The organism is Halomonas sp. HK25 (assembly GCF_047795635.1).
Classification (GTDB): Bacteria; Pseudomonadota; Gammaproteobacteria; order Pseudomonadales; family Halomonadaceae; genus Halomonas.
Genome location: NZ_CP181044.1, coordinates 993,468 through 1,018,697 on the forward strand (window position 1 = coordinate 993,468; position 25,230 = coordinate 1,018,697).

At 67.8% G+C, this 25,230-nt stretch carries 28 protein-coding genes; 20 read left to right on the forward strand and 8 right to left on the reverse strand.

The annotated features are described in order from the left end of the window. Positions 1-44 precede the first annotated feature (44 nt). The 4 genes from ACM26W_RS04905 to coq7 all read left to right on the forward strand — a co-directional run bounded on the left by ACM26W_RS04905 (position 45) and on the right by coq7 (position 2,469). Positions 45-482, forward strand: a complete 438-nt coding sequence (locus ACM26W_RS04905) for an acyl-CoA thioesterase (protein ID WP_416139732.1) — start codon at positions 45-47, stop codon at positions 480-482. Beyond that, positions 482-1,354, forward strand: coding sequence for a phosphoribulokinase (locus ACM26W_RS04910; protein ID WP_416139733.1), 873 nt, complete (start codon positions 482-484; stop codon positions 1,352-1,354). The genes ACM26W_RS04905 and ACM26W_RS04910 overlap by 1 nt, the downstream gene beginning before the upstream one ends. Positions 1,355-1,407: 53 nt before the next feature. After that, positions 1,408-1,749, forward strand: a complete 342-nt coding sequence (locus ACM26W_RS04915) for a histidine triad nucleotide-binding protein (RefSeq protein ID WP_416139734.1) — start codon at positions 1,408-1,410, stop codon at positions 1,747-1,749. Between the two features lie 69 nt (positions 1,750-1,818). Continuing rightward, a complete protein-coding gene (gene coq7, locus ACM26W_RS04920) occupies positions 1,819-2,469 on the forward strand; it encodes a 2-polyprenyl-3-methyl-6-methoxy-1,4-benzoquinone monooxygenase (protein WP_416140816.1) in 651 nt (216 codons plus the stop codon). Positions 2,470-2,475: 6 nt separating this feature from the next. Here coq7 and ACM26W_RS04925 read toward each other — a convergent pair whose 3' ends face one another. The 3 genes from ACM26W_RS04925 to ACM26W_RS04935 form a co-directional block, all read right to left on the reverse strand. Continuing rightward, a complete protein-coding gene (locus ACM26W_RS04925; RefSeq protein ID WP_416139735.1) occupies positions 2,476-2,895 on the reverse strand; it encodes an OsmC family protein in 420 nt (139 codons plus the stop codon). Between the two features lie 62 nt (positions 2,896-2,957). Further along, positions 2,958-3,620 carry an N-acetylmuramate alpha-1-phosphate uridylyltransferase MurU gene (murU, locus tag ACM26W_RS04930; RefSeq protein ID WP_416139736.1) on the reverse strand — a complete coding sequence of 221 codons (663 nt, stop codon included), beginning with the start codon at positions 3,618-3,620 and terminating at the stop codon, positions 2,958-2,960. Further along, positions 3,617-4,639: an aminoglycoside phosphotransferase family protein gene (locus ACM26W_RS04935; RefSeq protein ID WP_416139737.1), complete on the reverse strand. Its 1,023-nt coding sequence runs from the start codon at positions 4,637-4,639 to the stop codon at positions 3,617-3,619. Before ACM26W_RS04935 ends, murU begins: the two co-directional genes overlap by 4 nt. Positions 4,640-4,797: 158 nt before the next feature. On the opposite strand from ACM26W_RS04935, the gene ACM26W_RS04940 reads away from it, so the two are divergent. The 8 genes from ACM26W_RS04940 to ACM26W_RS04975 all read left to right on the forward strand — a co-directional run bounded on the left by ACM26W_RS04940 (position 4,798) and on the right by ACM26W_RS04975 (position 12,765). Then, positions 4,798-7,236, forward strand: a complete 2,439-nt coding sequence (locus tag ACM26W_RS04940; protein ID WP_416139738.1) for an LPS-assembly protein LptD — start codon at positions 4,798-4,800, stop codon at positions 7,234-7,236. Between the two features lie 40 nt (positions 7,237-7,276). Continuing rightward, positions 7,277-7,951, forward strand: coding sequence for a SurA N-terminal domain-containing protein (locus tag ACM26W_RS04945; protein WP_416139739.1), 675 nt, complete (start codon positions 7,277-7,279; stop codon positions 7,949-7,951). Further along, positions 7,951-8,988: a 4-hydroxythreonine-4-phosphate dehydrogenase PdxA gene (gene pdxA, locus ACM26W_RS04950; RefSeq protein ID WP_416139740.1), complete on the forward strand. Its 1,038-nt coding sequence runs from the start codon at positions 7,951-7,953 to the stop codon at positions 8,986-8,988. Before ACM26W_RS04945 ends, pdxA begins: the two co-directional genes overlap by 1 nt. A 187-nt stretch (positions 8,989-9,175) precedes the next feature. Beyond that, entirely contained in the window at positions 9,176-9,997 is an 822-nt protein-coding gene (rsmA, locus tag ACM26W_RS04955) for a 16S rRNA (adenine(1518)-N(6)/adenine(1519)-N(6))-dimethyltransferase RsmA (protein ID WP_416139741.1), read from the forward strand. Continuing rightward, positions 9,994-10,392 carry a Co2+/Mg2+ efflux protein ApaG gene (gene apaG, locus ACM26W_RS04960; protein ID WP_416139742.1) on the forward strand — a complete coding sequence of 133 codons (399 nt, stop codon included), beginning with the start codon at positions 9,994-9,996 and terminating at the stop codon, positions 10,390-10,392. Before rsmA ends, apaG begins: the two co-directional genes overlap by 4 nt. 32 nt (positions 10,393-10,424) lie before the next feature. Beyond that, positions 10,425-11,243 (forward strand): symmetrical bis(5'-nucleosyl)-tetraphosphatase, encoded by an 819-nt coding sequence (locus ACM26W_RS04965; protein WP_416139743.1) that lies wholly within the window; start codon positions 10,425-10,427, stop codon positions 11,241-11,243. A gap of 43 nt (positions 11,244-11,286) precedes the next feature. Next, positions 11,287-11,607: a thiosulfate sulfurtransferase GlpE gene (gene glpE, locus ACM26W_RS04970; RefSeq protein ID WP_416139744.1), complete on the forward strand. Its 321-nt coding sequence runs from the start codon at positions 11,287-11,289 to the stop codon at positions 11,605-11,607. A 3-nt stretch (positions 11,608-11,610) separates the two neighbouring features. After that, positions 11,611-12,765, forward strand: a complete 1,155-nt coding sequence (locus ACM26W_RS04975; RefSeq protein WP_416139745.1) for a polynucleotide adenylyltransferase — start codon at positions 11,611-11,613, stop codon at positions 12,763-12,765. A gap of 6 nt (positions 12,766-12,771) precedes the next feature. On the opposite strand, the gene folK is transcribed toward ACM26W_RS04975, so the two are convergent. Together folK and folB are read right to left on the reverse strand one after the other, a co-directional pair. After that, entirely contained in the window at positions 12,772-13,290 is a 519-nt protein-coding gene (folK, locus tag ACM26W_RS04980) for a 2-amino-4-hydroxy-6-hydroxymethyldihydropteridine diphosphokinase (RefSeq protein WP_416139746.1), read from the reverse strand. Next, on the reverse strand, positions 13,290-13,655 hold the full coding sequence (gene folB, locus ACM26W_RS04985) for a dihydroneopterin aldolase (protein ID WP_416139747.1): 366 nt from the start codon (positions 13,653-13,655) through the stop codon (positions 13,290-13,292). Before folB ends, folK begins: the two co-directional genes overlap by 1 nt. Before the next feature lie 168 nt (positions 13,656-13,823). Between folB and plsY the strand changes: the two genes are divergently transcribed. Then, a complete protein-coding gene (gene plsY, locus ACM26W_RS04990) occupies positions 13,824-14,432 on the forward strand; it encodes a glycerol-3-phosphate 1-O-acyltransferase PlsY (protein WP_416139748.1) in 609 nt (202 codons plus the stop codon). A 110-nt stretch (positions 14,433-14,542) separates the two neighbouring features. Here plsY and tsaD read toward each other — a convergent pair whose 3' ends face one another. Then, complete coding sequence (tsaD, locus tag ACM26W_RS04995) at positions 14,543-15,571, reverse strand: tRNA (adenosine(37)-N6)-threonylcarbamoyltransferase complex transferase subunit TsaD (RefSeq protein WP_416139749.1); 1,029 nt, start codon at positions 15,569-15,571, stop codon at positions 14,543-14,545. Between the two features lie 260 nt (positions 15,572-15,831). On the opposite strand from tsaD, the gene rpsU reads away from it, so the two are divergent. Together rpsU and dnaG are read left to right on the forward strand one after the other, a co-directional pair. Beyond that, a complete protein-coding gene (gene rpsU, locus ACM26W_RS05000; protein ID WP_017430978.1) occupies positions 15,832-16,047 on the forward strand; it encodes a 30S ribosomal protein S21 in 216 nt (71 codons plus the stop codon). 160 nt (positions 16,048-16,207) lie between these two features. Then, the gene (gene dnaG, locus ACM26W_RS05005; RefSeq protein ID WP_416139750.1) at positions 16,208-18,064 is read left to right on the forward strand and encodes a DNA primase; all 1,857 of its coding nucleotides are present in this window, start codon (positions 16,208-16,210) and stop codon (positions 18,062-18,064) included. 8 nt (positions 18,065-18,072) lie between these two features. Here dnaG and ACM26W_RS05010 read toward each other — a convergent pair whose 3' ends face one another. Next, a complete protein-coding gene (locus ACM26W_RS05010; protein WP_416139751.1) occupies positions 18,073-18,291 on the reverse strand; it encodes a hypothetical protein in 219 nt (72 codons plus the stop codon). Between the two features lie 25 nt (positions 18,292-18,316). Between ACM26W_RS05010 and rpoD the strand changes: the two genes are divergently transcribed. After that, positions 18,317-20,149 carry an RNA polymerase sigma factor RpoD gene (gene rpoD / locus ACM26W_RS05015; protein WP_416139752.1) on the forward strand — a complete coding sequence of 611 codons (1,833 nt, stop codon included), beginning with the start codon at positions 18,317-18,319 and terminating at the stop codon, positions 20,147-20,149. Positions 20,150-20,269: 120 nt separating this feature from the next. On the opposite strand, the gene ACM26W_RS05020 is transcribed toward rpoD, so the two are convergent. Beyond that, positions 20,270-20,926, reverse strand: a complete 657-nt coding sequence (locus tag ACM26W_RS05020; RefSeq protein ID WP_416139753.1) for a hypothetical protein — start codon at positions 20,924-20,926, stop codon at positions 20,270-20,272. Between the two features lie 464 nt (positions 20,927-21,390). On the opposite strand from ACM26W_RS05020, the gene ACM26W_RS05025 reads away from it, so the two are divergent. The 4 genes from ACM26W_RS05025 (at position 21,391) to ACM26W_RS05040 (ending at position 25,228) form a co-directional block, all read left to right on the forward strand. Next, the gene (locus tag ACM26W_RS05025) at positions 21,391-22,161 is read left to right on the forward strand and encodes an ABC transporter ATP-binding protein (protein WP_416139754.1); all 771 of its coding nucleotides are present in this window, start codon (positions 21,391-21,393) and stop codon (positions 22,159-22,161) included. Then, positions 22,158-22,904 (forward strand): ABC transporter ATP-binding protein, encoded by a 747-nt coding sequence (locus tag ACM26W_RS05030; protein ID WP_416139755.1) that lies wholly within the window; start codon positions 22,158-22,160, stop codon positions 22,902-22,904. Before ACM26W_RS05025 ends, ACM26W_RS05030 begins: the two co-directional genes overlap by 4 nt. 142 nt (positions 22,905-23,046) lie before the next feature. After that, complete coding sequence (locus ACM26W_RS05035) at positions 23,047-24,282, forward strand: ABC transporter substrate-binding protein (protein ID WP_416139756.1); 1,236 nt, start codon at positions 23,047-23,049, stop codon at positions 24,280-24,282. A gap of 58 nt (positions 24,283-24,340) precedes the next feature. Then, positions 24,341-25,228 carry a branched-chain amino acid ABC transporter permease gene (locus ACM26W_RS05040; protein WP_416139757.1) on the forward strand — a complete coding sequence of 296 codons (888 nt, stop codon included), beginning with the start codon at positions 24,341-24,343 and terminating at the stop codon, positions 25,226-25,228. The last annotated feature ends 2 nt before the right edge of the window (positions 25,229-25,230 follow it).

Sequence of the window (25,230 nt, forward strand, 5' to 3'; positions counted from 1 at the left end):
CCCACCCTCTCCATCCAGAACAAGACCAACATAAGGAGACGAGCATGGAGCGCGTCAGGCTCGAGTTTCCCACGGCGGCTATCGTGCACCGCCATCCGCTGACGGTGCGCGTCACCGACATGAACTACGGCCGCCACCTGGGGCACGACACCCTGGTGTCGCTGCTCCACGAAGCGCGAATCCAGGCCTTCGGTGCCCTGGGGCTCACCGAGTGGGACCTGGGCGGCTATCCCAGCGTGGTGGCGGATCTCGCCGTGCAGTACCAATCCGAGGCGCGCTGGCCCGATGCCCTGGTGGTGGAGACGGCGATCCCGGCTCCCACGCGCGCGATCACCGTCTACCACCGCGTCTGCCACGCCGAGGGCGGCCGGCCCGTGGCCACCGCCAGGCTCAACGTGATACTGATCGATCCGGCCGCCGGGCGGCCGGTGGCGGTGCCCGAGGCCGTGGTGGCGGCGCTTGCCGGAGCAGGGGGGGCCTGATGTCCCGCGAATATCCGATCATCGCCGTGACCGGCTCCTCCGGCGCCGGAACCACCACGGTCAAGCGAACCTTCGAGCGCATGTTCGCCCGCGAGGACGTCCACGCCGCCGTCGTCGACGGCGACGCCTTCCACCGCTATACCCGAGAGGAGCTGGCGCGGATCTTCCGCGAGGAGCCGGAGCGCAAGGATGAGCTCTCCCACTTCGCCGTGGAGGCCAACCTGCTCGACGAGCTCGAGGCGCTGTTCCAGGAGTACGGCGAGCAGGGCAGTGGCACCTATCGTCACTACATCCACGCCGAGGACAAGCAGATGATCGAGGCCGGCTATCGAGTCGGCACCTTTACCGAGTGGCAGCCGCTGCCCTATGGTACCGATCTGCTCTTCTACGAGGGGTTGCACGGTGGGCTGGTGACGCCCGAGCACGATATCGCGCGCCATGTGGACCTGCTGGTGGGCGTGGCGCCCACCATTAACCTGGAGTGGATCCAGAAGATCGTGCGCGACACCAAGCTACGCGGCCACTCCCAGGAGGCGGTGATCGACACGATCCTCGGGCGCATGGATGACTACGTGCGTTACATTCAGCCTCAGTTCTCGCGCACCCATATCAACTTCCAGCGGGTGCCCACGGTGGATACCTCCAACCCCTTCGAGGTGCAGGACATCCCCTCCGATGCCGAGTCCTTCGCGGTGATCCGCTTTCGGGAGCCGGCCACCGTGGACTTTCCCTACCTGCTGGCGATGATCCAGGATGCCTTCATGAGCCGGCCCCATACCCTGGTGGTGCCGGGCGCGCGGGTGTCGCTGGCCATGGAGTTGATCCTGGCGCCGCTGGTGCGCCATCTGCTGGCCCAGCGCCGCTTCCGCTAAGCCACGACTACCCAGACCCTCACCGCCGCCGAGCCCGACCAAGGAGAGACGCCATGGCCTGCCTGTTCTGCCAGATCATCAAGCGCGAGATCCCTGCCGAGATCGTCTTCGAGGATGACGATTTGCTGGCCTTCGAGGACATCGCCCCCCAGGCGCCGACCCACCTGCTGGTGATCCCCAAGCGCCATGTCGCGACCCTCAACGACCTCGAGGAGAGCGACCGGGCCCTGGTCGGTCGACTGCCTATCGTGGCCGCCAGGCTGGCCCGTGAGCGGGGCTTCGCCGAGGAGGGTTACCGGGTGGTGATGAACTGCAATGACGATGGTGGCCAGACGGTCTACCATGTTCATATGCACCTGATGGGCGGTCGACGCTTCACTTGGCCGGCTGGCTAGCCGGCGCATTGCGGGCAACCGCGCGAACTCAAGCGCTCGACGCATCGGGTGCTGTTTTTCTTCAACGAGATTGTCATGAACCGCAAGCTCTCCCATAGCGACAACCTGATCCACCAGTTCGATACCGTGCTGCGCACCCTGGTGCCCCATGCCGCCCAGGCGTCGCGGCCGTCCCCGGCCACGGCCGAGGTGCATGACGAACCCATGGACGAGGGTGAGCGCCGCCATGCGGCCGGACTGATGCGCATCAACCACACCGGTGAGGTGTGTGCCCAGGCGCTCTATCAGGGCCAGGGGCTGACCGCCAAGCTGCCCGATGTGCGTGACCAGATGGAGGAGGCGTCCAGGGAGGAGATCGACCACCTGGCCTGGTGTGACGAGCGCCTCGAGGAGTTGCATGACCGCCCCAGCCTGCTCAACCCGCTCTTCTACGCCGCTTCCTTCGGCATTGGCGCCGTGGCAGGAGCCGTGGGCGACCGCGTGAGCCTGGGCTTCGTGGCCGCCACCGAGGAGCAGGTGGGCCGCCACCTGGAGGACCATCTGGTGAAACTGCCGGTGGGAGATCAGCGCTCCCGGGCGGTGCTGCGCCAGATGGCCATCGACGAGGCGCACCACGCCCAGCTGGCGCTGGAAGCCGGCGGCGCCCGCTTCCCCGCCCCGGTCAAGTTCGGCATGTCGCTGATGTCCAAGGTGATGACCAAGAGCGTCTATCGCTTCTAGTCCGCGTTACTCCTCGACGATGGTATAGGAGTGGGTCACATCGACCCCGCCCTTCACCAGCGTGATGGAGGCGCTGCAGTACTTCTCGGCGGAGAGCTCCACGGCGCGCGCCACCTGCTTTTCCTTCAGCCCCTTGCCGGACACGGTGAAGTGCACGTGGATCTTGGTGAACACGCTGGGCACGGCGTCGGCGCGCTCCGCCTCGAGACTCGCCACGCAGTCGCTCACCGGCGCGCGGGACTTCTCGAGGATCTCCAGCACATCGAAGGAGGTGCAGGCGCCCAGGCCCATCAGCAGCATCTCCATGGGGCGCGGGCCGGTGTTGCGGCCGCCGTGGTCGGGCGGGCCGTCGATCACCACGCTGTGCCCGCTGCCGCTCTCGGCAACGAATTGACGACCGTCGGTCCATTTCACGCTGGCTTTCATGTTGGGTCTTCCTTACTGAAACAGGCAAAAGAGGGGCAGCATAGCACTCCCGTCAGGGTGGCTCAGCCCTGCAGGCGGCGGTCGAGCTCGGCCAGTCGCTCCGGCGTGCCCACATCGACCCACTCGCCGCGGTGGTGGTGGCCGCCCACGCGTCCATCATTCATGGCGCGGCGCAGCAGCGGCGCCAGGGCGAAGGCGCCCGGGGCCTCGTCGGCCACCAGCGCCGGGTCGAGCAGGCTGATGCCGGCGAAGGTGAGGCGCGGTTCGCCCTCGGCGTGGACGCGGCCGTCATGGGTCAGGTGAAAGTCGCCGTCCGGGTGATGGTCGGGGTTGTCCACCAGTGCCAGCTGGGCCAGGTCGCCGTCGCCAAGCGCCAGATGGCCCGGGTCCAGGTCGCACCAGATGTCGCCGTTGACCAGCAGGAAGGGGGCCTCGCCCAGCAGGGGCAGCGCCTGGCGGATGCCGCCGCCGGTCTCCAGCGGGGCCTCCTCACGGCTCCAGGCGATGCGCACGCCGACGTCGGCGCCGTCACCCAGGGCGGCCATGATCTGCTCGGCCCGGTAGCTGACGTTGATCACGATCTCGGTGATGCCCGCCGCCCGCAGCCGCGCCAGGTGGTGGACGATCAGCGGCTGGCCGGCCACCGGCAGCAGCGGCTTGGGGCAGTGGTCGGTCAGCGGACGCATGCGGGTGCCGAGCCCCGCGGCCAGGATCATCGCCTTCATGTGGTGCCCTCGAGGCGAGCCATCAGGGCCGGGCGGAAGGTCTCGACCAGCCATGCCTTGAAGGCGGCGTGGCCCTCGAGCCCCGCCAGGCTGTCGTCAAGGTGACCCAGGAAGTGGGGCAGCCGCTCGAGATAGCCGGTCTTGGCGTCGCGCAGGGTCAGCCGACAGAAGATCCCCAGCACCTTGAGCGAACGCTGGGCGGCCATGGCCTGGGCCTGCTCGAGGAAGATCGCTGCATCGACGCCGGCGGGCAGGCGGCCATCGGCCACGGCGCGCTGTCGGAAGGCCTCCACCCAGTTGGCGAAGCGGCTGGCGTCGAAGCGACAGTAGCGTCCACGCAGCAGCGAGACCATGTCGTAGCTGAGCGGGCCGGCGACGGCGTCCTGGAAGTCGATCAGGTGCAGGGCATCACCCTGTACCATCAGGTTCATGGCGTCATAGTCGCGATGCACCGTGACCACCGGCTGGTCCAGGGCCGAGGCGATCAGCGCCTCGCGCAGGGCTTCCCAGCCCGGTGGTGTTTTCATCCCCAGCCACTCGCCCAGGCACCACTCCGGAAAGAGGTCGAGTTCCCGGCCCAGCAGGTCGCCATCGAAGGGGGGCAGTGCGTCCGAGCCGGCGCGGTTCTGCAGCTCATGGATCAGCGCCATGGCGTGCTCGTGCCAGATCAGGGTGGCCGCGTCGATCTCGTTGCCGAAGCAGGCCTGCAGGGGAGTGTCGCCCAGGTCATCGAGCTCCAGGAAGCCCCGGGACAGGTCGATGCCGTGCAGGGTCGGCACCGGCAGGCCGGCGGCGGCCCAGCGGCGGGCGATGGTCACGAAGGGGCGACTGTCCTCCTGCTCCGGCGGGGCGTCCATCAGCATGCGGGTGGCGCCGCCCGGCAGCGACAGCCGGTAGTAGCGACGGAAGCTGGCGTCACCGGCGGCCAGGTGCAGGTCGATCTCGCCGGTCGTCAGGCCGTGGCGCTCGGCGGCCCACTGACTGAGCAGTTCGAGGCGCGAAGGGGCGGCGTCGGACATGGTGGGCTGGCTCCCTGGGTGGTGTGAAAGGTTCCGGCGGCGGGTCGGTTGACGGCCGCTGGAGCGCGCCGCATGCTGGGCGCTGTTCGGCCGCCGGCAGCACAGGCGCTGTGTGGCCTGTATAATACCGATTCACCCCGCCAAGGACATCGAGGAACATGGGCAAGCGACTCTCATGGACGGCCCTGGCCGGCCTGGCGACCCTGAGCCTGGCCGGCGCCCACTCTGCGGCGGCCTCGCCCGCTGCCTTGCCCGCTGAGTCGCTGGACTTCCGCCCCTGGGGCGATGACCGTCCCACCGGGGCCCTGTGCCGCGGTACCTATGTGATGCCCGACTATCGCCTTGCCAAGCCGTCGCCGGGGCGGGTAGCCAGCGAGTCGGACAGCGCCAGCTACGGCGAGGATGGCGAGACGATCCTGCTCGGCGAGGTGGTCCTGCGCCGTGACACCGCCCAGCTCGAGACGCCCGAGGTGCGGGTGCCTGGCAGCCGCGAGCGTGCCTTCGCCGAGGGGCCGATGGCGCTGCGCGACCAGAACCTGCTGGTGCGTGGCGGCGCCGCCGAGCTGTCGCTGGTCAGCGATGCCGCGCGTATCGATAACGCCCACTACGTCATCCACGACCGCCACCTGCGCGGCGATGCCCTGCAGCTCGAGCGCCTGGAGGACGGTCGCTACCGGCTCACTTCGGCGAACTTCACCACCTGCGATCCCGGCGACAATCTCTGGCGGCTGGTGGGGGGCGATGTGGTGTTGGACCGAGAGAGAGGTTTCGGTATCGCCCGCCATGCGCGGCTGGAGGTGGGGCGGGTGCCGGTCTTCTACTGGCCCTGGGTACGCTTCCCCATCGACGACCGCCGCCAGACCGGTTTCCTGTGGCCGGCCGTGGGGATCTCCAGCGACGCCCTGGACTACGCCCAGCCCTACTACTGGAACATCGCCCCCAACCAAGACGCCACCATCACCCCGCGCTGGATCACCGACCGTGGCCTGCTGCTGGGCGGCGAATACCGCTATCTGTTGCCCAGCGACGCTGGTCAGATCGAGGGGGCCTTCCTCGGCAGCGACGACGGCGGCTCCAGCGACGACCCCAACGCCGCCTCGCGCCGCTTCGAGGGCGAGGACCGCTGGTATGTCGACTACCGCCACGCCGGGCGCTTCGATGCGCGGACCCGCTACCAGTTGCGCTACGGGGCGGCCAGCGATGGGCGCTACTTCGACGACTTCGGCAGCGACTTCGCCGAGCAGAATACCTCCGCCATGCCGCGCCTGGCGCAGATCGACTACCGTGGCGACGTCTGGCGGCTCGACGCCCGCGCCCAGGGCTTCCAGAGGCTCGATGACCCCCTGGCCGACCGCGACAAGCCCTTCTACCGGCTGCCGAGCCTCTCCGCCAACGCGCGCTGGAACCAGGGCGGCTTCTACCAGCAGTGGGGCTCCAACTACAGCTACTTCTGGCGCGACGTCGATGAGAACCGGGTGCCGCTGCGTGAGTCCGCCACCGGCTCGCGGCTGCATCTCTCCCCGGCGCTGGGCTGGCGCTTCGACGAGAGCTGGGGCCACCTGGAGCCGCGCCTGGAGTGGCTGGCCACCGCCTACGAGCTCGACTACGGTGACCGAAATAATGTCGAAGACCGCGACACCAGCCTGACCCGCGAGGTGCCGGTGGCCTCCCTCGACGGTGGCCTGGTGTTCGAGCGCGAGCTGGCGCTCGGTGGGCGCGGTTACCGCCAGACCCTGGAGCCCCGTGCCAACTTCGCCTATGTGCCGGCCCGGGATCAGACGGAGTTTCCCGACTTCGATACCAGCGAACGCGCCTTCTCCTGGGGCCAGCTCTGGTCGCCGTACCGCTTCTCGGGCAGCGACCGCGTCGGCGACCTCAATCGCCTCTCCCTGGGCGTCGACTCACGGCTGCTGGAGGACGCGCGCGGCCGCCAGCGCCTCGCCGTGGGCCTGGGGCAGGCCTACTACTTCGAAGATCGCACCATCGACCTGGCAGGCGATCCCGACGTGATTCCCGATCGCGACCGCGACTTCCCGGGCTGGTACCGCGCCACCCGCGACCGCTCTCCCGTGGTGACTCGCGCCGACTGGCAGGTCACCGACCGCTGGCGCACCCGCTGGCAGTGGCTCTATGACGACAACCTCGAACAGACCGAGCGCACCTCCGTGGATCTGCAGTATCGCTCCCCGACGGGCCACGCGTTGAACCTCGGCTACCGCTGGGAGCTCCAAGGCTTCGATCCCTCGGTGGAGCCGGGAGACGACGAGTTCCGCGACTTCAACCGCGAGGAGTTCGACCTGTCGTTCGCCTGGAAGGCCAGCCACCGTGTCGACCTGATCGGCCGCTTTCTCTACGACAATACCAACGACCGCTCCCTGGAGCAGCTGGCGGGTGTGCAGTGGAACGACTGCTGCTATGGTCTGCAGCTGGTCTGGCGAGAGTGGATCGACGACAACGACACGGCCCGGGTGGAGGATGACTTCACCGATCGCGGGATCTTCCTGCGCTTCGTGTTCAAGGGCCTGGGCGGCGTTGGCCGCGAGGCCGACAGCTATTTCGAGGAGGCCATCCCGGGCTATCGCTCCACCGCCTTCTGATCGGGTGCCACCCGCCGTTGCCAAATGCTAGAGAGGAAAGATGAAACAGAAGCAGACAGTGAGCCGCCGGCGCACCAGCGTGATGGCCGCCGGCCTGGTCATGGCACTGGGCCTTGTCGCCGTGCCGCTGAGCGTCCAGGCCCAGCAGTTCCAGTCCACGCAGCGCCAGGCGCTGGACCGCATCGTGGCCGTGGTCAACCAGGGCGCCATCATGCACAGCGAGCTGGAGGAGCGCGTGATTCAGACCCGCAGCCAGCTCACCGCCCAGCAGATCGACCTGCCCCCGGAGCGGGTGCTGCGTGAGCAGCTCCTCGAGCAGATGATCCTCGAGGAGATCCAGCTGCAGATGGCCCGGGAGGCCGGGTTTTCCATCGACGACACCGAGCTCAATCGTCAAGTGCGGGCCATCGCCGAGAGCAACGGCATGAGCCTGGAGCAGTTCGCCGACGCCCTGGAGGCCGACGGCCTGGCGCTGGCCACCGTGCGCGAGGAGATCCGCCGCGAGCTGGTGCTGCGTGAGCTGCAGCAGCGCCGGGTGGGCAGCCGGGTGAACCTCTCCGAGCGGGAGGTGGAACGCTTCATGGAGCAGGAGGGCGCCAGCCGCCAGCAGGCCCAGCAGGCGCTGTTTCAGCGTCGGGCCAATGAGGAGCTGGAGGTCTGGCTCCAGGAGATCCGCGCCGAGGCCTTCGTCGACAACCGGCTCGACGGCCGCTGATGTCCGCCGCCCCACTGCTGGCGCTGACCACCGGTGAGCCGGCCGGTATCGGCCCGGAACTCATCGCCATGCTGGCGGCCGAGCCACTGCCGGCTACCCGAGTAGTGGCAGTGGGGGACCCCAGGCTGCTGGCAGAGCGTGCCGCCGCCCTGGGGGGCGATCTCGAACTGGTCGAGCTCTCGCCCGGCCAGGCGGTGCCCGAGGCCGCACCCGGGCGTCTGCCGGTGTGGCCCGTGGCACTGCGTGCGCCGGCCAGCCCCGGCGTGCTGGAACCGGCCAACGCCGGTTATGTCCTCGAGACCCTGGACGTGGCGATCGCCGCCTGCCGCGCCGGCCACGCCGCCGGCATGGTCACCGCGCCGCTGCACAAGGGCGTGATCCTCGACGCGGGACATGCCGGCTTCACCGGCCACACCGAGTACCTGCGCGACGCCTGCGGCGTGGAGGAGGTGGTGATGATGCTCGCCACCGACCGCGCCCTGCACGCCACCCGCCCCGGCTGGCGGGGCTCGCCGGCGCTGAGGGTGGCGCTGGCCACCACCCACCTGCCGCTGCGCGAGGTGGCCGATGCCATCACCGCCGAGCGCCTCTCGCGGGTGCTGCGCATCCTCGAGGCCGAGCTGAAGCGCTGGTACGGCCTGGCCGCGCCGCGCATCGCGGTGTGCGGGCTCAACCCCCACGCCGGCGAGGGCGGCCACCTGGGCCGCGAGGAGCTCGAGGTGATCGAGCCGGCACTGGCGGCACTGCGCGGCGAGGGGCTCCGGCTTGACGGCCCGCTGCCCGCCGATACCCTGTTCACGCCGCGTCACCTGGAGGGGGTCGACGCGGTGCTGGCCATGTATCATGACCAGGGCCTGCCGGTGCTCAAGTATGCCGGCTTCGGCAGCGCGGCCAATATCACCCTGGGGCTGCCCTTCGTGCGCACCTCGGTTGACCACGGCACCGCCCTGGACCTGGCCGGCAGCGGCCGCGCCGATCCCGGCAGCCTGCGCGTGGCCGTGGCCCTGGCCGCCCAGATGGCCGGAAGTTCTTTATAACACCTACGTGAGGGGCGCTGGGGGCAAGCCAAAGAGGAGGTCCGACGCCATGGATGGCGTCGGTAGCGTACAAGGATGTATTTACAGCGCCTCCGGAAGGCCGGCCCCGCTCGCAGGCTTGCCGCCAGATCAGCCTCGCATTGAAGTCAATATCGCATCCAAGACAGAGATAGAAGGACACCCCTGAATGTCATCTCGACCCCCGGCTCACCGGGCTCGCAAGCGCTTCGGCCAGAACTTCCTGCGTGACCGCGGCATCATCTCGCGCATCGTGCGCGCCATCGGGCCGCGCCCCGGCGAGCGCCTGGTGGAGATCGGCCCCGGCCAGGGCGCCCTCACCGAGCCGCTGCTGGAGGCCGCCGAGGGGCATCTCGAGGTGATCGAGCTCGACCGTGATCTGATCCCAGGGCTGCGGGTGCAGTTCTTCAACTACCCCGATTTCGTGATCCACGAGGGCGATGCCCTCAAGTTCGACTTCCGCGCCCTGCGCGGCGAGGGCGAGCCGCTGCGGGTGGTAGGCAACCTGCCCTACAACATCTCCACCCCGCTGATCGCCCACCTGCTGCAGGCGGGCGATGCCATCGCCGACATGCACTTCATGCTGCAGAAGGAGGTGGTGGAGCGCCTGGCCGCCGAGCCGGGCGGCCCCGACTGGGGTCGGCTCTCGGTGATGGCCCAGTACCGCTGCGGGGTGGAGTCGCTGTTCGTGGTGCCGCCCGAGGCCTTCGTGCCGCAGCCCAAGGTGGACTCCGCCATCGTGCGCCTGACGCCCCACGCCGCGCTGCCGCACCCGGCCGACGATGAGGCGCTGCTCTTCACCCTGGTGCGCGAGGCCTTCGGTCAGCGCCGCAAGACCCTGCGCAACAACCTCAAGGGGCGTATCGCGGTGGACGAGCTGGCGGCCCTGGGCATCGATTCCGCCCGCCGTCCTCAGACCCTCACGGTGGAGGAGTTCGTGCGCATCGCCAACCACCTGGCCGCCAGCGGCGCAGAGGAGGTGCCCGAATGAGGCCCGTGCTGCCGGAGGCCCTGCAGGGCCAGGTCAAGGTCGAGGTAACGCCCGAATTCCGTGAGGAGGAGTCCGCGCCGACCGAGAGCCGCTACGTGTTCAGCTATACGGTGACGGTGCACAACGCCTCGTGCCACAGCATCCAGCTCATGGCCCGCCACTGGAAGATCACCCAGGGCAGCGGCAAGGTCCAGGAGGTGCGCGGCAAGGGGGTGGTGGGGCAGCAGCCGATGATCGGGCCGGGGCAGCAGTTTCGCTACACCAGCCGGGCGATCCTCGATGGTCCGGTGGGAGTGATGGAAGGCGACTACACCTGCGTGGATACCGCCTCCCAGCGCCCCTTCGAGGTGGCCATCGCGCCCTTCCGGCTGGCCGGCCCCAACCAGGTGCACTGAATCCACTGCCTCACTCCATTCAGGGAGAGCCCATGACCACCTATGCCATCGGCGACCTCCAGGGCTGTCACGCGGAGTTCGTCGGGCTCCTCGAGACCCTCGACTTCGACCCCCGCCGCGACCGGCTGTGGCTGGCCGGTGACCTGGTCAACCGCGGCCCGGGGTCGCTGGACTGTCTGCGCGAGGTGATGGCGTTGGGCGACGCGGCCCGGGTGGTGCTCGGCAATCACGACCTGCACCTGCTGGCGGTGGCCCGCGGCGGCGCCCGCCTCAACCGCAAGGACACCCTGGACGCCATCCTCGCCGCCCCGGACCGCGAGGCGCTGCTGGACTGGCTGCAGTGTCGGCCGCTACTGGTGCGCGAGACGCTGGGGCAGGACACCCTGATGACCCACGCCGGCCTGCTGCCCCAGTGGTCTCTGGACCAGGCCGCCGGTCTCGCCGGTGAGGTCCAGGCCGTGCTCGGCGGCGAGTACGGTGGGGCCTTCCTGGAACGGATGTACGGCAACGCGCCCGCGCTGTGGCGAGACGATCTCGACGGTGTCGACCGGCTGCGTGCCATCGTCAATGTCTTCACCCGGATGCGCTTCATCGATGCCGCTGGAAGGCTCGACTTCGGCGCCAAGGAGGGGCTCGACAGCGCACCGCCGGGCTTCGCGCCCTGGTTCCAGTATCCCCGTGCCGACGACGCCCGGCTGCTGTTCGGCCACTGGGCGGCCCTGCAGGGGGCGACCCCGGACAGTCTCGTCAACGCCCAGGCCCTGGACACCGGGTGCGTGTGGGGCGGGGTGCTCACCGCCCTGGCCCTCGAGAGCGGCGAGCGCACCAGCGTGCCCGGCCGGCGGCGCTGACACCGTCGATTTTCTCCCCAAGCCCTGACCACGAGAGGCCACCATGAGCTTCCAGCATCTCGACATCCCGACCCTGCAGGCCTGGCTCGACGAGGGCCGCAAGACGGCGCTGGTCGATATCCGCGATCCCATGAGCTACGCCCAGGGGCGCATTCCCGGCAGCCGGCGACTGGACAACGACAGCGTCGGCGCCTTTCTCGACGAGACGCCGGCCGAGCAGCCGGTGGTGGTGGTCTGCTATCACGGCCACTCCAGCCAGCAGGCCGCCGCCTGGCTGGCCGGGCAGGGCTTCGCTGAGGTCTACAGCCTCGATGGCGGCTTCACCGAGTGGCAGCTCCGCGATCCCGACCGCGTGGAGGCCTGAGCCATGAGCGTGACGCGGGACCCCGCCGTGGAGGGCCTGGAGGTCTTCTGCGTGGGCGGGGCGGTGCGTGATGAGCGGCTGGGCTGGCCGGTCTACGACCATGACTGGGTGGTGGTGGGCGCCACGCCCGATGAGATGCGCCAACGCGGCTTCAAGCCGGTGGGACGCGACTTCCCGGTCTTCTTGCACCCCGAGAGCCATGAGGAGTACGCCCTGGCGCGCACCGAGCGAAAGGCCGGCCACGGCTACACCGGTTTCGTGGTGCACGCCAGCCCCGAGGTGACGCTGGAGGAGGACCTGGCGCGCCGCGACCTGACCCTCAACGCCATGGCCGAGACACCCAAAGGCGAGCTGATCGACCCCTACGGTGGCCTGGCCGATCTGGAGGCGCGGGTGCTGCGTCATGTCTCGCCGGCCTTCGTCGAGGACCCGCTGCGGGTGCTGCGCGCCGCGCGATTCCTGGCCCGCTACGCCGGGCTCGGCTTCACCATCGCCGCGGAGACTCGGGCGCTGATGCGGGAGCTGGTGGCAAGCGGCGAGATCGGCCATCTGGTGGCCGAGCGGGTCTGGACCGAGACCGAGAAAGCGCTCTGTGAGCCCTGGCCGGAGGTCTACTTCCAGGCGCTGACCGACTGCGGCGCCCTGGCGGTGCTGATGCCGGAGCTGGCCGACGACCCCGAGGCGCTGGACGAGGCCCTGGGCCGACTGCACTGCCTGCCGGACGAGCTCGACGGCGAGGCGCTGGCGCGCTGGCGCTGGGCGCGCCTGGTGGAGCACCTGGGCGAGACGGAGCGGAGTCTACTGGCCGAGCGGCTGCGGCTGCCCAGGGCTCACGCCGCCCTGGCCCGCCAGGCGGCGCTGACCCGCGAGTTGTGTCGCGAGGCCCGAGAGGGGGCGCTGACGGGCGAGCGGATACTGGCCTGGCTGGATGGCATCGATGCCTGGCGGCGCAGCGAGCGGGTGGCGCCGCTGGTCAGCCTGGTGAGTCTGAAGGAGCCGGCCTTGGCCGACGACCTGGCGCTGGCCTGGCGGCTGGCCGCCCAGGTGCTGCCGAAGACGCTGGTGGAGGAGGGCTTCCAGGGGCGCGAACTGGGCGAGGAGCTGGCCAGGCGCCGCTGCGAGGTCATCGAGGCGGCGCTGGCGGCACCGACCCTCTGAGTCGGGTCAGTCGGCCCGGGAGATCACCCGCCCGGCCCAGCTGAAATCTACCGCCCACAGGCGCTGGTCGCCGGCCTCGAAGTCGGCCCACAGCGCCGCATAGGTCTCGCCGCTCTCGGGGTGGCGAACCTCTGGCAGCAGCTCGGCCAGGGGCTGGAGCACGAAGGCGTGACGGTGGATCTCGTCGCGGGGCAGGGCAACGCCATCGTGCTCGCCGTTCAGCTCGCCCACGGTGAGCAGGTCGATGTCCAGGGTGCGCGGGCTGAACTTGGGGCTGTCCTTGCGCCGGCCGTTGGCAAACTCCAGCCGCTTGCACCAGGCCTGCAGCTCGCCCACCGACCAGCCGCTGTCGAAGGCCGCCACCAGGTTGTAGAAGTTGCGGCCATCCTCGAAGCCCACCGGCTCGCTCTCGAACACCCGCGAGATCAGAAGCGTCCCGAAGGTGTCCGCCAGGGCGTCCAGGCAGGTGCGTACGTGGCGGTCGCGCTCGATATTGCTGCCGATGCTCACCGTGACCCGAGTCATCACACCGCTCCCGGGCGGGGGCCGCGCTCGATCTGTACGCCGACGGCCGCCGCCGCGGGCACCGCGCCCGGCTTGCGCACGGTCAGGCGCAGCCAGGGAATGGTGAACTCCTCGCGCAGGGTGTCGGCAAGCCGCTCGGCGAAGGTCTCCACCAGGGCAAAGTCGTGCTCGGCGGCGAAGGCGGCGACGCGTTCGCTGATGGCGGCATAGTCCAGCGTCAGGGCGATGTCGTCCGCGGCCGCTGCCGGGCGGATATCGGTGGCCAGCGCGAGGTCGAGCACCAGGCGCTGGGTGATGGTGCGCTCCCAGTCGTAGACCCCGATGACGGTGTCGACGCCGAGGGACTCGATCAGCACGAGATCCATGGTGTGGGGTTCTTCCGCAGTCAGAGGGTGAGCGCCGCAACCGTCGAGCCGGCCCCGGCAGGCGTGGCGGGATTGTACGCGAGCCACCGCTCGGGTAACACCGCAGGCGCTGGGCTCGCTTCGGTCCGCCTGGCAGAATGGGTGCCATTCCTTCTCGGGAGGCCGGCCATGGAGGCGCCACTTACCCTGATGCCGCCGCTGGTGGTCCTGCTGCCGCCGCTGGTGGCGCTGGGCTATCTCAGCGGCAGCTGGCTGGGGGCCCTGACCGTCTGCCGGCTGACCGGCGTCGGCGACCCGCGTCTGACCGGCTCCTTCAACCCGGGGTTCTCCAACGTGCTGCGCCTCCATGGGCGGCGCCTGGCGCTGGCCACCCTGCTGGTGGATGCCGCCAAGGGCATGCCGGTGCTGGTGCTGGCGATCCTGCTGGGGTTGCCGCCCTGGGCCCAGGGCCTGGTGGGCCTGGCGGTGCTGCTGGGCCACAGCTACCCGCTCTGGCACCGCTTCCGCGGCGGCAAGGCGGTGGCCAGCGCCTTCGGAGTGATGCTGGTGCTGACGCCCGGGGTGGCGCTGGTGTGCGCCCTGCTGTGGGCGCTGCTCGCCTGGCGGGTGCGCACCGCCGCCGTGGCCTCGCTGGCCAGCGCCGCCGCCGCGCCCCTGGCCAGCCTGTGGCTCGCCCCGGACTACGTCATCGTGGTGATCGCCTTCACCCTGCTGGTGCTGGTGCGCCATGTGCTCAATATCCAGCGCCTCGGCCGCGGCGACGAGCCACCTCTCTAAGCTTGAAGAGCGTCGCTTCGCTCCTGGAAGCTAGAAGCTGGAAGAAAAACCTTGACGCTGGCAGTGAAGGTCTCTTGCTGCCTTCCAGCTTCCAGCTTCCAGCTTCCAGCTTACGGCTCCCGAAGGGTATCCATCGGCCAGCGCGGTACCGCCTTCATCACGCCGATCTCGTCGCGCTCGCCGGCCAGCAGGCGTTGCGCTCCCACATAGGCGATCATCGCGCCGTTGTCGGTACAGAAGCGCCCGCGGGGGTAGTAGGCCCGGGCGTCGCGCTTGGCGCACTCGCGCTCCAGCCGCTCGCGCAGGCGCACGTTGGCGCTGACGCCGCCGGCCACCACCAGGCGCTTGAGGCCGGTCTGGTCCAGGGCGCGGCGACACTTGATCACCAGGGTGTCCACCACCGCCTCTTCGAAGGCCCGGGCCACGTCGGCGCGGGCCTGATCGTCCAGGGCGCCACTGGCGTCCAGGTGACGGATGGCGGTGAGGGTGTGAGTCTTGAGGCCCGAGAAGCTGAAGTCGAGCCCCGGGCGGTCGGTCATCGGCCGCGGGAAGCGGAAACGCTTGGCGTCGCCGCCTTCTGCCAGTCGTGCCACCTGGGGGCCGCCCGGGTAGTCAAGGCCGAGCATCTTGGCGGCCTTGTCGAAGGCCTCGCCGGCGGCGTCGTCCACGGATTCGCCGAGCAGGGTGTAGTGCCCCAGGCCGCGCACCTCCACCAACTGGGTGTGACCGCCGGAGACCAGCAGGGCTACGAAGGGGAACTCGGGGCGTTCCTCCTCCAGCATGGGGGCCAGCAGGTGGCCCTCCATGTGGTGAACGCCGAGCACCGGAATGTCCAGCGCCCGGGCCATGCCGTGGGCGGTGGCGGCACCCACCATAAGCGCACCCACCAGGCCCGGGCCCGCGGTGTAGGCGATGGCGTCGAGATCGCCGCGGGAAAGCCCCGCCTCGTCGAGCACCTGCTGGATCAGCGGCAGCAGGCGCCGAGTGTGATCCCGGGAGGCCAGCTCCGGCACCACGCCCCCGTATTCCGCGTGCATGGCGATCTGGCTATAGAGGGCGTCGGCCACCAGACCGCGCTCGGTGTCGAAGAGGGCGACGCCGGTCTCGTCGCAGGAGGTCTCGATGCCCAGTACACGCATGATGTCGGCTCGGTTGTGCAGAACAGGCCGGCATTCTACGCGGTTTGAGGGGGGAAAGCATTTGCAAAGGATGAGGAGCGCGACTAGACTACTGTGCGCTGCAATACTGGGTCGTGCACCCAGGTGGCGATTCCCGCGACCGTTTCTGCCTTCCGGCTCGCTACCCTGCGTTCCGGGCGTCTTTTTCGTCGCGAAAGCTGCCACCCACAGGGGTGTGCGTACTAACCGAACTCTAGTTACCTAAGGTAGGTGAGTGCTTAATGCCTTCTGTTAAAGTACGTGATAACGAGCCGTTTGACGTCGCACTGCGTCGCTTCAAGCGTTCTTGCGAAAAAGCCGGTGTTCTTTCCGAAGTGCGTCGTCGCGAGTCCTACGAGAAGCCCACCGCAGAGCGCAAGCGCAAGGCGGCGGCTGCCGTCAAGCGTCACGCCAAGAAGCTTCAGCGTGAGCGCAAGCGCTTCGAACGGCTCTATTGATCCGTGCTGGAGACTGTCGGGGCTTCGGGCTCGGCCGTCTCAGGAGGATGCCAAGCGGTCGCCATCCGGTGGCCGCTTGTTTTTTCCGGGGTGTCGGCCTTCAACAGGTGCCGGCATCCTGCAGCGATCGCATCGCGGCTCGTCGAGGTGATCCGATTTCATGGCAGGACAGATTCCTCAGCGCTTCCTCGATGACCTGATGGCCCGCGTCGACGTGGTCGAAGTGGTGGGCGAACGGGTCAAGCTGAAGAAGGCCGGTCGCAACTACTCAGGGCTGTGCCCCTTCCATCAGGAGAAGACGCCCTCGTTCACCGTCAGCGCCGACAAGCAGTTCTACCACTGCTTTGGCTGCGGCGCCCACGGCAACGCCCTGGGCTTCCTGATGGAGTACGACAAGTTGCGTTTCCCCGAGGCGGTGGAGCAGTTGGCCGGGCGGTTGGGGCTGGAGGTGCCGCGCGAGGGCGCCGATGATCCGCGGGCCCAGGCCCGGGAACGCAAGCGCAAGGAGGGGGTCAATCTGCTTGAGCTGGCCGCCAGCTTCTTCCGCGAGCGGCTGAAGATGCCCGAGGGGCAGGGTGCCCGGGACTATCTGGAGCGGCGCGGTCTCTCCTCGGAGGTGCAGCAGAGCTTCGGCATCGGCTACGCCCCGGATGACTGGGAGGGGCTCAAGCGCCATCTCACCGAGCGCGGCATCAGCGATGCGGTGCAGGTGGAGTACGGCCTGCTGGTGCACCGTGAGGAGAGCGGGCGCACCTACGATCGCTTCCGCGACCGGGTGATGTTTCCGATCCGCGACGTCAAGGGGCGCACCATCGCCTTCGGCGGCCGGGTGTTGGGTGATGCCAAGCCCAAGTACCTCAACTCGCCCGAGACCCCGGTATTCCACAAGGGGCGTGAGCTCTACGGCCTCTACGAGGCGCGCCAGGCCGACCATCGCCTGGAGCGGGTAGTGATCGTCGAGGGCTACACGGACGTGGTGGCCCTTGCCCAATTCGGCATCCGTAATGCGGTGGCCACCCTGGGCACCTCGACCAGCGAGGAGCACCTCACGCGGCTGTTTCGCATGGTGAGCGAGGTAGTGTTCTGCTTCGACGGCGACCGTGCCGGGCGCCAGGCGGCATCGCGGGCGCTGGAGACGGTGCTTCCGCTGATGATCGACGGTCGCCAGGTGCGCTTCCTGTTCCTGCCCGAGGGGGAGGATCCAGACACTCTGGTGCGTCGCGAGGGGGCCGAGGCCTTCCAGGGCCGCATCACCTGCGCCAATCCACTGTCGGAGTTTCTCTTCGACCAGGCGGCGGCGGGACGCGATCTGGCGCGCATCGAGGATCGCGAGCGCTACGCCAGCCAGGTGCTGGCGGCGCTGGCCCGGCTGCCGGAGGGCGTGCTGAAGTCGCTGATGCTCAGCGAGCTCTCGCGACGCACCGGCGTCGAGGCGGCAAACTTCAGCGCCCTGCTGGCGCGGGCCAGGCCGGCCGCTGGCGAATCCGCGCCCGGCCGGGATATGGCCAGCAGCGATGGGGTCGACCAGGCGGCTGGTATGCCCGAAACGGCGCCGCCACTGGGAGAAAGCGCAGCGCCTGCGGCGCGCTCCGGTGGGGCCCTGAGCCTGGCGGCCCGCGCCCTGCAGTTGCTGGTGCATGAGCCTGCGCTGGTGGGACGGCTGCCGGAGGAGGATGACTGGTGCCCCGAGGACGACCCGGACGGGCGCCTTTGCCGCGAGGTGATCCGCCTGCTGAGAGCGGGACGCTATCGCAGCGCCCAGGTGCTGCTGGCGCACTTCCACGGCAGTGCCGAGGGCGAACGCCTGGCGGCGCTGGCTCGCCGTGAGCTGCTGATCCCGAGGGAGGCGCGTGGCGCCGAACTGGAGGGGCTGGTCGAGCATTTTCGCCGTACCCGGCAGCGGCGTTCTCCCCAGGAGGAGATTGATGCGCTGTTGGCCAGGGAGCGGGGCGGCGAGCGATTGTCACGGGACGAGAAGCAGCGGCTGATGGCCCTGCTCACTGAACTGCATGGCTGACCGCAAGGTCAACTATAATTATTCATATCATCATTCAGGTTGGCGCCGGGGTTGATTTTTCTCCTACCGTCACCACATAGGGGAGACTGCCCGAAAAGCGGCGCAACCTGATAACCTAACACACCTGATTGACCGCGCAAATAGAGCAAACTGGCAGAGAGAGGCGTTACGGCGCTATACTGTTCGGCTTCACAAGTTTTCTCCACCGAGCGCTTCAGGTGCTTCATTCTTCTTCGTCGAGATAGGGTTTCTATGGCTGGAAATGCGCAGCAGCAGTCACGTCTGAAGGAGTTGATCGCGCGCGGCAAGGAACAGGGCTACCTGACCTATGCCGAGGTCAACGACCATCTACCCGAGGATATCGCCGACCCCGATCAGGTGGAAGACATCATCGGCATGATCAACGATATGGGTATCAGCGTCGTCGAGGAAGCTCCCGATGAAGATACCCTGATGATGTCGGATCACTCCACCGACGAGTCCGCCGCCGAGGAAGCCGTGGCGGCGCTGGCGGCGGTGGAGAGCGACGTGGGCCGAACCACTGACCCGGTGCGCATGTACATGCGCGAGATGGGTACCGTGGAGCTGCTGACCCGCGAGGGTGAGATCGAGATCGCCAAGCGCATCGAGGAGGGGACCCGCGAGGTGATGTCCGCGCTGGCCTATCTACCCGGCGCCGTCGAGTCGATCCTCGATGCCTACGATACCACCCAGGACGAGGAAGCCCCCGGCCGCCTCTCGGATCTCTTTTCCGGTTTTATCGATCCCGACGAAGGCATTCCCGGCGTAGCCGAGGCGGAGGTGCCCGAGGAGGAGCCCCACGACGAGAGCGACGACGACGAGGATGGCGAGGCCGAGGAGGAGAGCACCGGTGGCCCAGACCCCGAGGAGGCCCGCGCCCGGTTCGAGCAGATTCGTGAACAGAACGCCGTGGTTCAGACCGCTATCACGGCCCACGGCCGCCACTCGAAGGAGGCCCAGGAGGAGCTGGCGCGCCTGGCCGAGCTGTTCTCGCCGATCAAGCTGGTGCCGAAGCACTTCGAGCGTCTGGTGAACCAGGTGCGCATCAGCGTCGAGCAGGTGCGCGCCCAGGAAAAGGCGGTGATGCAGCTTTGCGTCAAGAAGGCGCGGATCCCCCGCAAGACCTTTATCAAGGCCTTCCCGGGTAGCGAAGCCGACCCCGAGTGGCTCGACGTCTTCGGCAAGGAGTTCCCGAAATACGCCGACCGCCTGGAGCCGCTGCGTACGGACATCCAGCGCGCTCAGCGCAAGATCGCCTTCGAGGAGGCGATGGTTCGCCTGCCGGTTCAGGAGATCAAGGAGGTCAACCGTCGCCTCTCCATCGGCGAGGCCAAGGCACGCCGCGCCAAGAAGGAGATGGTCGAGGCCAACCTGCGTCTGGTGATCTCCATCGCCAAGAAGTACACCAACCGTGGACTGCAGTTCCTGGACCTGATCCAGGAGGGCAACATTGGCCTGATGAAGGCGGTGGACAAGTTCGAATACCGCCGCGGCTACAAGTTCTCCACCTATGCCACTTGGTGGATCCGTCAGGCGATCACCCGCTCCATCGCCGATCAGGCGCGCACCATCCGTATTCCGGTGCACATGATCGAGACTATCAACAAGCTTAACCGGGTCTCCCGGCAGATGCTCCAGGAGATGGGCCGCGAGCCCACTCCCGAGGAGCTGGGCGAGCGTCTCGAGATGCCCGAGGACAAGGTGCGCAAGGTGCTCAAGATCGCCAAGGAGCCGATCTCCATGGAGACCCCCATCGGTGACGACGACGACTCGCACCTGGGTGACTTCATCGAGGACGGCACCATGATCCTGCCCATCGACTCCGCTACCGGCGAGGGGCTGATCGAGGCGACCCGCAACGTGCTCGGCGGCCTCACCGCCCGTGAGGCCAAGGTGCTGCGCATGCGCTTCGGCATCGACATGAACACCGACCACACCCTCGAGGAGGTCGGCAAGCAGTTCGACGTCACCCGCGAGCGGATCCGTCAGATCGAGGCCAAGGCGCTGCGCAAGCTGCGCCATCCCAGTCGCTCCGAGCCGCTGCGCTCCTTCCTCGACGAGTAAGGGCAGGCGAGCACGGCCTTTGCCGTGACGAACTTGGCCATGACGAAAAAGCCCCCGCAGGCAGTGCCTGCGGGGGCTTTTTGCTGGGCGGGAGGCGCCCGAGTGTGTCCAGCCTCGGCCTCAGCCCGCCCGGCGCGCCAGGGCCCAGCGCCGCGCAAGCAGGGTCAGCTCGATCACCGCGATCAGGATCAGCGCATAGCCGAGCAGTTCCACTACCTCCTCGGCGGCGTCCTTGAAGGTCCGCACATAGTGCTCCTGAAGGATGGCTTCCCAGAAGGCGCCGCGGCCGTAGAGGCGCGAGAAGACGTAGGTCACCAGCACCCCGGCGGCAAACAGGCCGAAGGAGAAGCTGTTGGCGTAGCTGGTGAACTCCTCGACGAAGCGCTGGCGTTCGCGGATTACCCAGAACAGCAGCGGCAGGACCACCAGGGCCACCAGCACCTTCCAGGTATGGCGTGCCACCCAGGTGTCCAGGAAGTAGTCCTGCTCGCGGATGAACGAGCTGAAGGTGAAGGCAAACATCAGCAGGGTGACCGTGGGCAGCACCTTGAGCACCTGGCGGGTGTAGAGCAGCAGCAGCGAGGCGCCGAGCAGTACGGCGCTTTGGGCCAGCTCGGTGAAGCCGTACTCCGAGAAGCGCACCTCGGGGTAGTGCAGCGCCTCGATATAGGCACCCTGGGCGAGGCCTGCAATGAACAGGATATAGAGCCCGGCGCGGATGCAGGTAGCGGTGAAGCCGATCGGCCAGGGCTGGCCGGGAGGGGGTGTCTGGGGCATGGCTAGGAGGCCTCCGGTCAGAACATTCAGTCATGGATGTCAGTCTACCTGCTTATCCTTTTGATGCCCATGGACGTCGACTCGAGGGCTGCCCTCCGCGGTGAGAGCCCTCGGCTCTCTCTCAGCGCTCCTGAAGTGTGAGGCCGAGCCGTTCGGGAAATGCCTTGCGTATCAAGGGGCTGATGCTCAGTGAGAGTTTGTTTGCAAGCTATTGAAAAGCCAGGGCCTACGCCATTGGTCGAGTCATGCCCATCGTGCTATTGCCGTGTCGCGCCGAGTCCTCTAGCTTACGTTAACGTAAAGTGCCGGTTAGCCTCGCAAGCTTGAGTTCCCGGCCAGTCCGATGCCGAGATGGCCAGAACAACGACAACGACAACGACAACGACAACGACAACGACAATGGCATACAACAACGACAACAGCACCAACGGCGAATCGCTCACGCGATCCTGAGAGGACGTCACATGACCCAGGACTTCATACTGGAGACTCGGGGGTTGACCAAGGAATTCCGCGGCTTCACCGCCGTGGACGATGTCAACCTGCAGGTCCAGGAAGGGCATATCCACGCCCTGATCGGCCCCAACGGGGCCGGCAAGACCACCGTCTTCAACCTGCTCACCAAGTTCCTGCCGCCGACACGCGGCGAGATTCTCTATCGCGGCAAGCCGATCACCGGCCTGAAGGCCAACCAGATCGCCCGTCTGGGCCTGGTGCGCTCCTTCCAGATCTCCGCGGTGTTCGGCCACATGACCGCCATGGAGAATGTGCGCGTGGCGCTGCAGCGCCCCATGGGCACCTCCTTCCACTTCTGGAAGTCCGAACGCAGTCTCGACCACCTCAACGACCGCGCCATCGAACTGCTCGAGGAGGTAGGCCTGCGCGAGTACGCCGACGTGCTCACCGTGGAGATGCCCTACGGCCGCAAGCGTGCCCTCGAGGTGGCCACCACCCTGGCCATGGACCCCACCATGATGCTGCTCGATGAGCCGACCCAGGGCATGGGCGCCGAGGACGTCGACCGCATCGTCGAGCTGATCCGGCGCGTGGCCAAGGGCCGTACCGTGCTGATGGTGGAACACAACCTCAGCGTGGTCAGCCGGCTGTGCGACCGCATCACCGTGCTGGCCCGCGGCGCGGTGCTGGCCGAGGGTGACTACGCCACGGTCTCCGCCGACCCGCGGGTCAAGGAGGCCTACATGGGCAGCGAAGCGGAAGAGGAGGCCAGCGCATGACCCAGCCAGCCGAGAGCCTGATGGAGTACCCGGACCGCGATGGTGCCGAGATGCTGCGGGTCAGCGACCTGCACGCCTTCTACGGCGAGTCCCACATCCTTCACGGCGTCGACTTCAACGTGAAGCGCGGCGAGCTGGTCACCCTGCTGGGGCGCAACGGCGCCGGGCGCAGCACCACCCTCAAGGCGATCATGAACATGGTCGGCCGGCGTACCGGCTCGATCATGATCAACGGCAACGAGACCCTCGACATGAAGGCCCACCGCATCCCGCGGCTGGGCATCGGCTACTGCCCCGAGGAGCGCGGCATCTTCGCCAGCCTCGACGTCGAGGAGAACCTGCTGCTGCCGCCCACGGTGCGCTCCGGCGGGATGTCGATCGACGAGATCTACGCGATGTTCCCCAACCTCTACGAGCGGCGTCGCAGCCCGGGCATGCGGCTCTCGGGGGGCGAACAGCAGATGCTGGCCATGGCGCGCATCCTGCGCACCGGGGCGCGGCTGCTGCTGCTCGACGAGATCACCGAGGGGCTGGCGCCGGTCATCGTCCAGGCGCTGGGCCAGGTGCTGGTCAAGCTCAAGGAGCGCGGCATGACCATCGTGCTGGTGGAGCAGAATTTCCGCTTCGCGGCACCGCTGGCCGACCGCCACTTCGTGATGGATCACGGCCTGATCGTCGAGGAGATCTCGGCGGCCGAGCTGCCGAGCAAGCGCGAGCACCTGCATACCCTGCTGGGCGTGTGAAGCGTCGCCGCCGCAGGCCTTGACAACGCTAATAAACGCTACAGCCGTCGCAGCAGCAGTCACAATCATCGTTGCCACAACAGACGCAACACTACAGTCGCAACAACAACAAGAGCCCCGCTTCGGGGCAGAGGAGACCCACATGACCTTTACCAAGAAGAGCTTCATCAAGAAGAGCCTCACCACCGCTGTCGCCCTGGCCGCTACCGCTGCCATGGTCGCCACCGCCCAGGCCGAGATCAGCGATGGCGAGGTGCGTATCGGCTACCTGGCCGACATGTCCGGCACCTATCGTGACCTGGCCGGCCCCGGTGGCCTCGAAGCGCTGCGCATGGCCGTCGAGGACTTCGGTGGCAGCGTCAACGGCGCGCCGATCGAGGTCTTCAGCGCCGATGACCGCAACAGTGCCGACGTGGGCGCCAATACCGTGCGCGAATGGTTCGATACCCGCAACGTCGACATGGTCTCCGGCATGGTGGCCTCGTCGGTTGTCATCGCCGCCACCCGGGTGATCGAGGAAAACAACGGCCTGGGCATCATCTCCGGCTCCGCGGCTTCCAGCATCACCAACGAGCACTGCACCCCGAACCATATCCACTGGGTCTACGATACCTACCCGCTGGCCAACGGCACCGCCAAGGCGATCGTCGACCAGGGCGGCGACACCTGGTTCATGCTCACCGCCGACTACGCCTTCGGCCATGCCCTCGAGGGTGACGTGACCAAGGTGGTGGAGGAGAGCGGCGGCGAGATCGTCGGTGGTGTGCGCCACCCGTTCCCCACCGACGACTTCTCCTCCTACATCCTCCAGGCCCAGGGGTCGGGCGCCAAGATCATCGGCCTGGCCAACGCTGGTGCCGATACCGTCAACGCCATCAACACCGCCGCTCAGTTCGGGGTGGTCGAAGCCGGCCAGCAGCTCGCCGGTCTGCTGGTATTCCTGAACGATGTCTACGCCATGGGGCTGCAAACCACTCAGGGCCTGTTGCTGACTACCGGCTGGTACTGGAACATGGATGACGAGTCCCGCGAGTGGGCCGAGCGCTACTACGAGCGCGTGGGCCGCATGCCGACCATGGTGCAGGCGGGCATCTACTCCAGCACCACCCACTACCTGGAGACCGTGGCCGAGCTGGGCAGCGATGATCCGGTAGCGGTGCGTGCCGCTCTTGGCGAGAAGCCGATCAACGACTTCTTCTCACGCAACGGTCGCGTTCGCGAAGATGGCCGCATGGTCCACGACATGTTCCTGGCCCAGGTGAAGTCGCCGGAAGACTCCGAGCATGAGTGGGACCTCTACGAGATCCTCGCCACCATTCCCGCCGAGGAGGCGTTCCGTCCGCTCTCCGAGAGCCAGTGCAAGCTGGTGCAGAACTGAAGCGAGCAAGATCGGCGGCGGCGCAAGCCGCCGCTCCCTCTGACGGGAGATTCCTGACATGATGATGATATTCGGGGTGCCGGCGGCGGTATTCCTCGGCCAGTTGTTGCTGGGCCTGATCAACGGCGCCTTCTACGCCTTGCTCAGCCTGGGCCTGGCGGTGATCTTCGGCCTGCTGAAGATCGTCAACTTCGCCCACGGCGCCATGTACATGCTGGGGGCCTTCGCCACCCTGCTGGGCATGCGTTACCTGGGCATCAATTACTGGGCGGCGCTGCTGCTGGCGCCGCTCGTCGTCGGCCTGTTCGGCATGCTGCTCGAGCGGTTCATGCTGCGCCGCATCGCCCACCTTGATCACCTCTACGGCCTGCTGCTGACCTTCGGCCTGGCGCTGATCTTCGAGGGCACCCTGGTCAACTTCTTCGGCGTCTCCGGGGCTCGCTACCCGACCCCCGAGCTGCTGCAGGGCGGTTTCCAACTGGGCTTCATGTTCCTGCCCAAGTACCGCGCCTTCGTGCTGGCGGCGGCCATCGTCGTCTGCCTGGCCACCTGGTTCATCATCGAGCGCACCCGGCTCGGCGCCTACCTGCGCGCCGGCACCGAGAACCCGGCGCTGATGCAGGCCTTCGGCGTCAACGTGCCGCTGCTGATCACCCTCACCTATGGCTTCGGCGTGGCTCTGGCCGCGTTCGCCGGGGTGCTGGCTGCGCCGCTCTACCCGGTGTCACCGACCATGGGGTCCAACCTCTTGATCGTGGTCTTCGCCGTGGTGGTGATCGGCGGCATGGGCTCGATCCTCGGCGCCGTGCTTACCGGGCTGGGCATGGGCCTGATCGAGGGCCTCACCAAGGTGTACTACCCCGAGGCGGCCAACACCGTGATCTTCCTGGTGATGATCCTGGTGCTACTGATCCGACCCGCCGGCCTGTTCGGCAAGGAGGCATGACC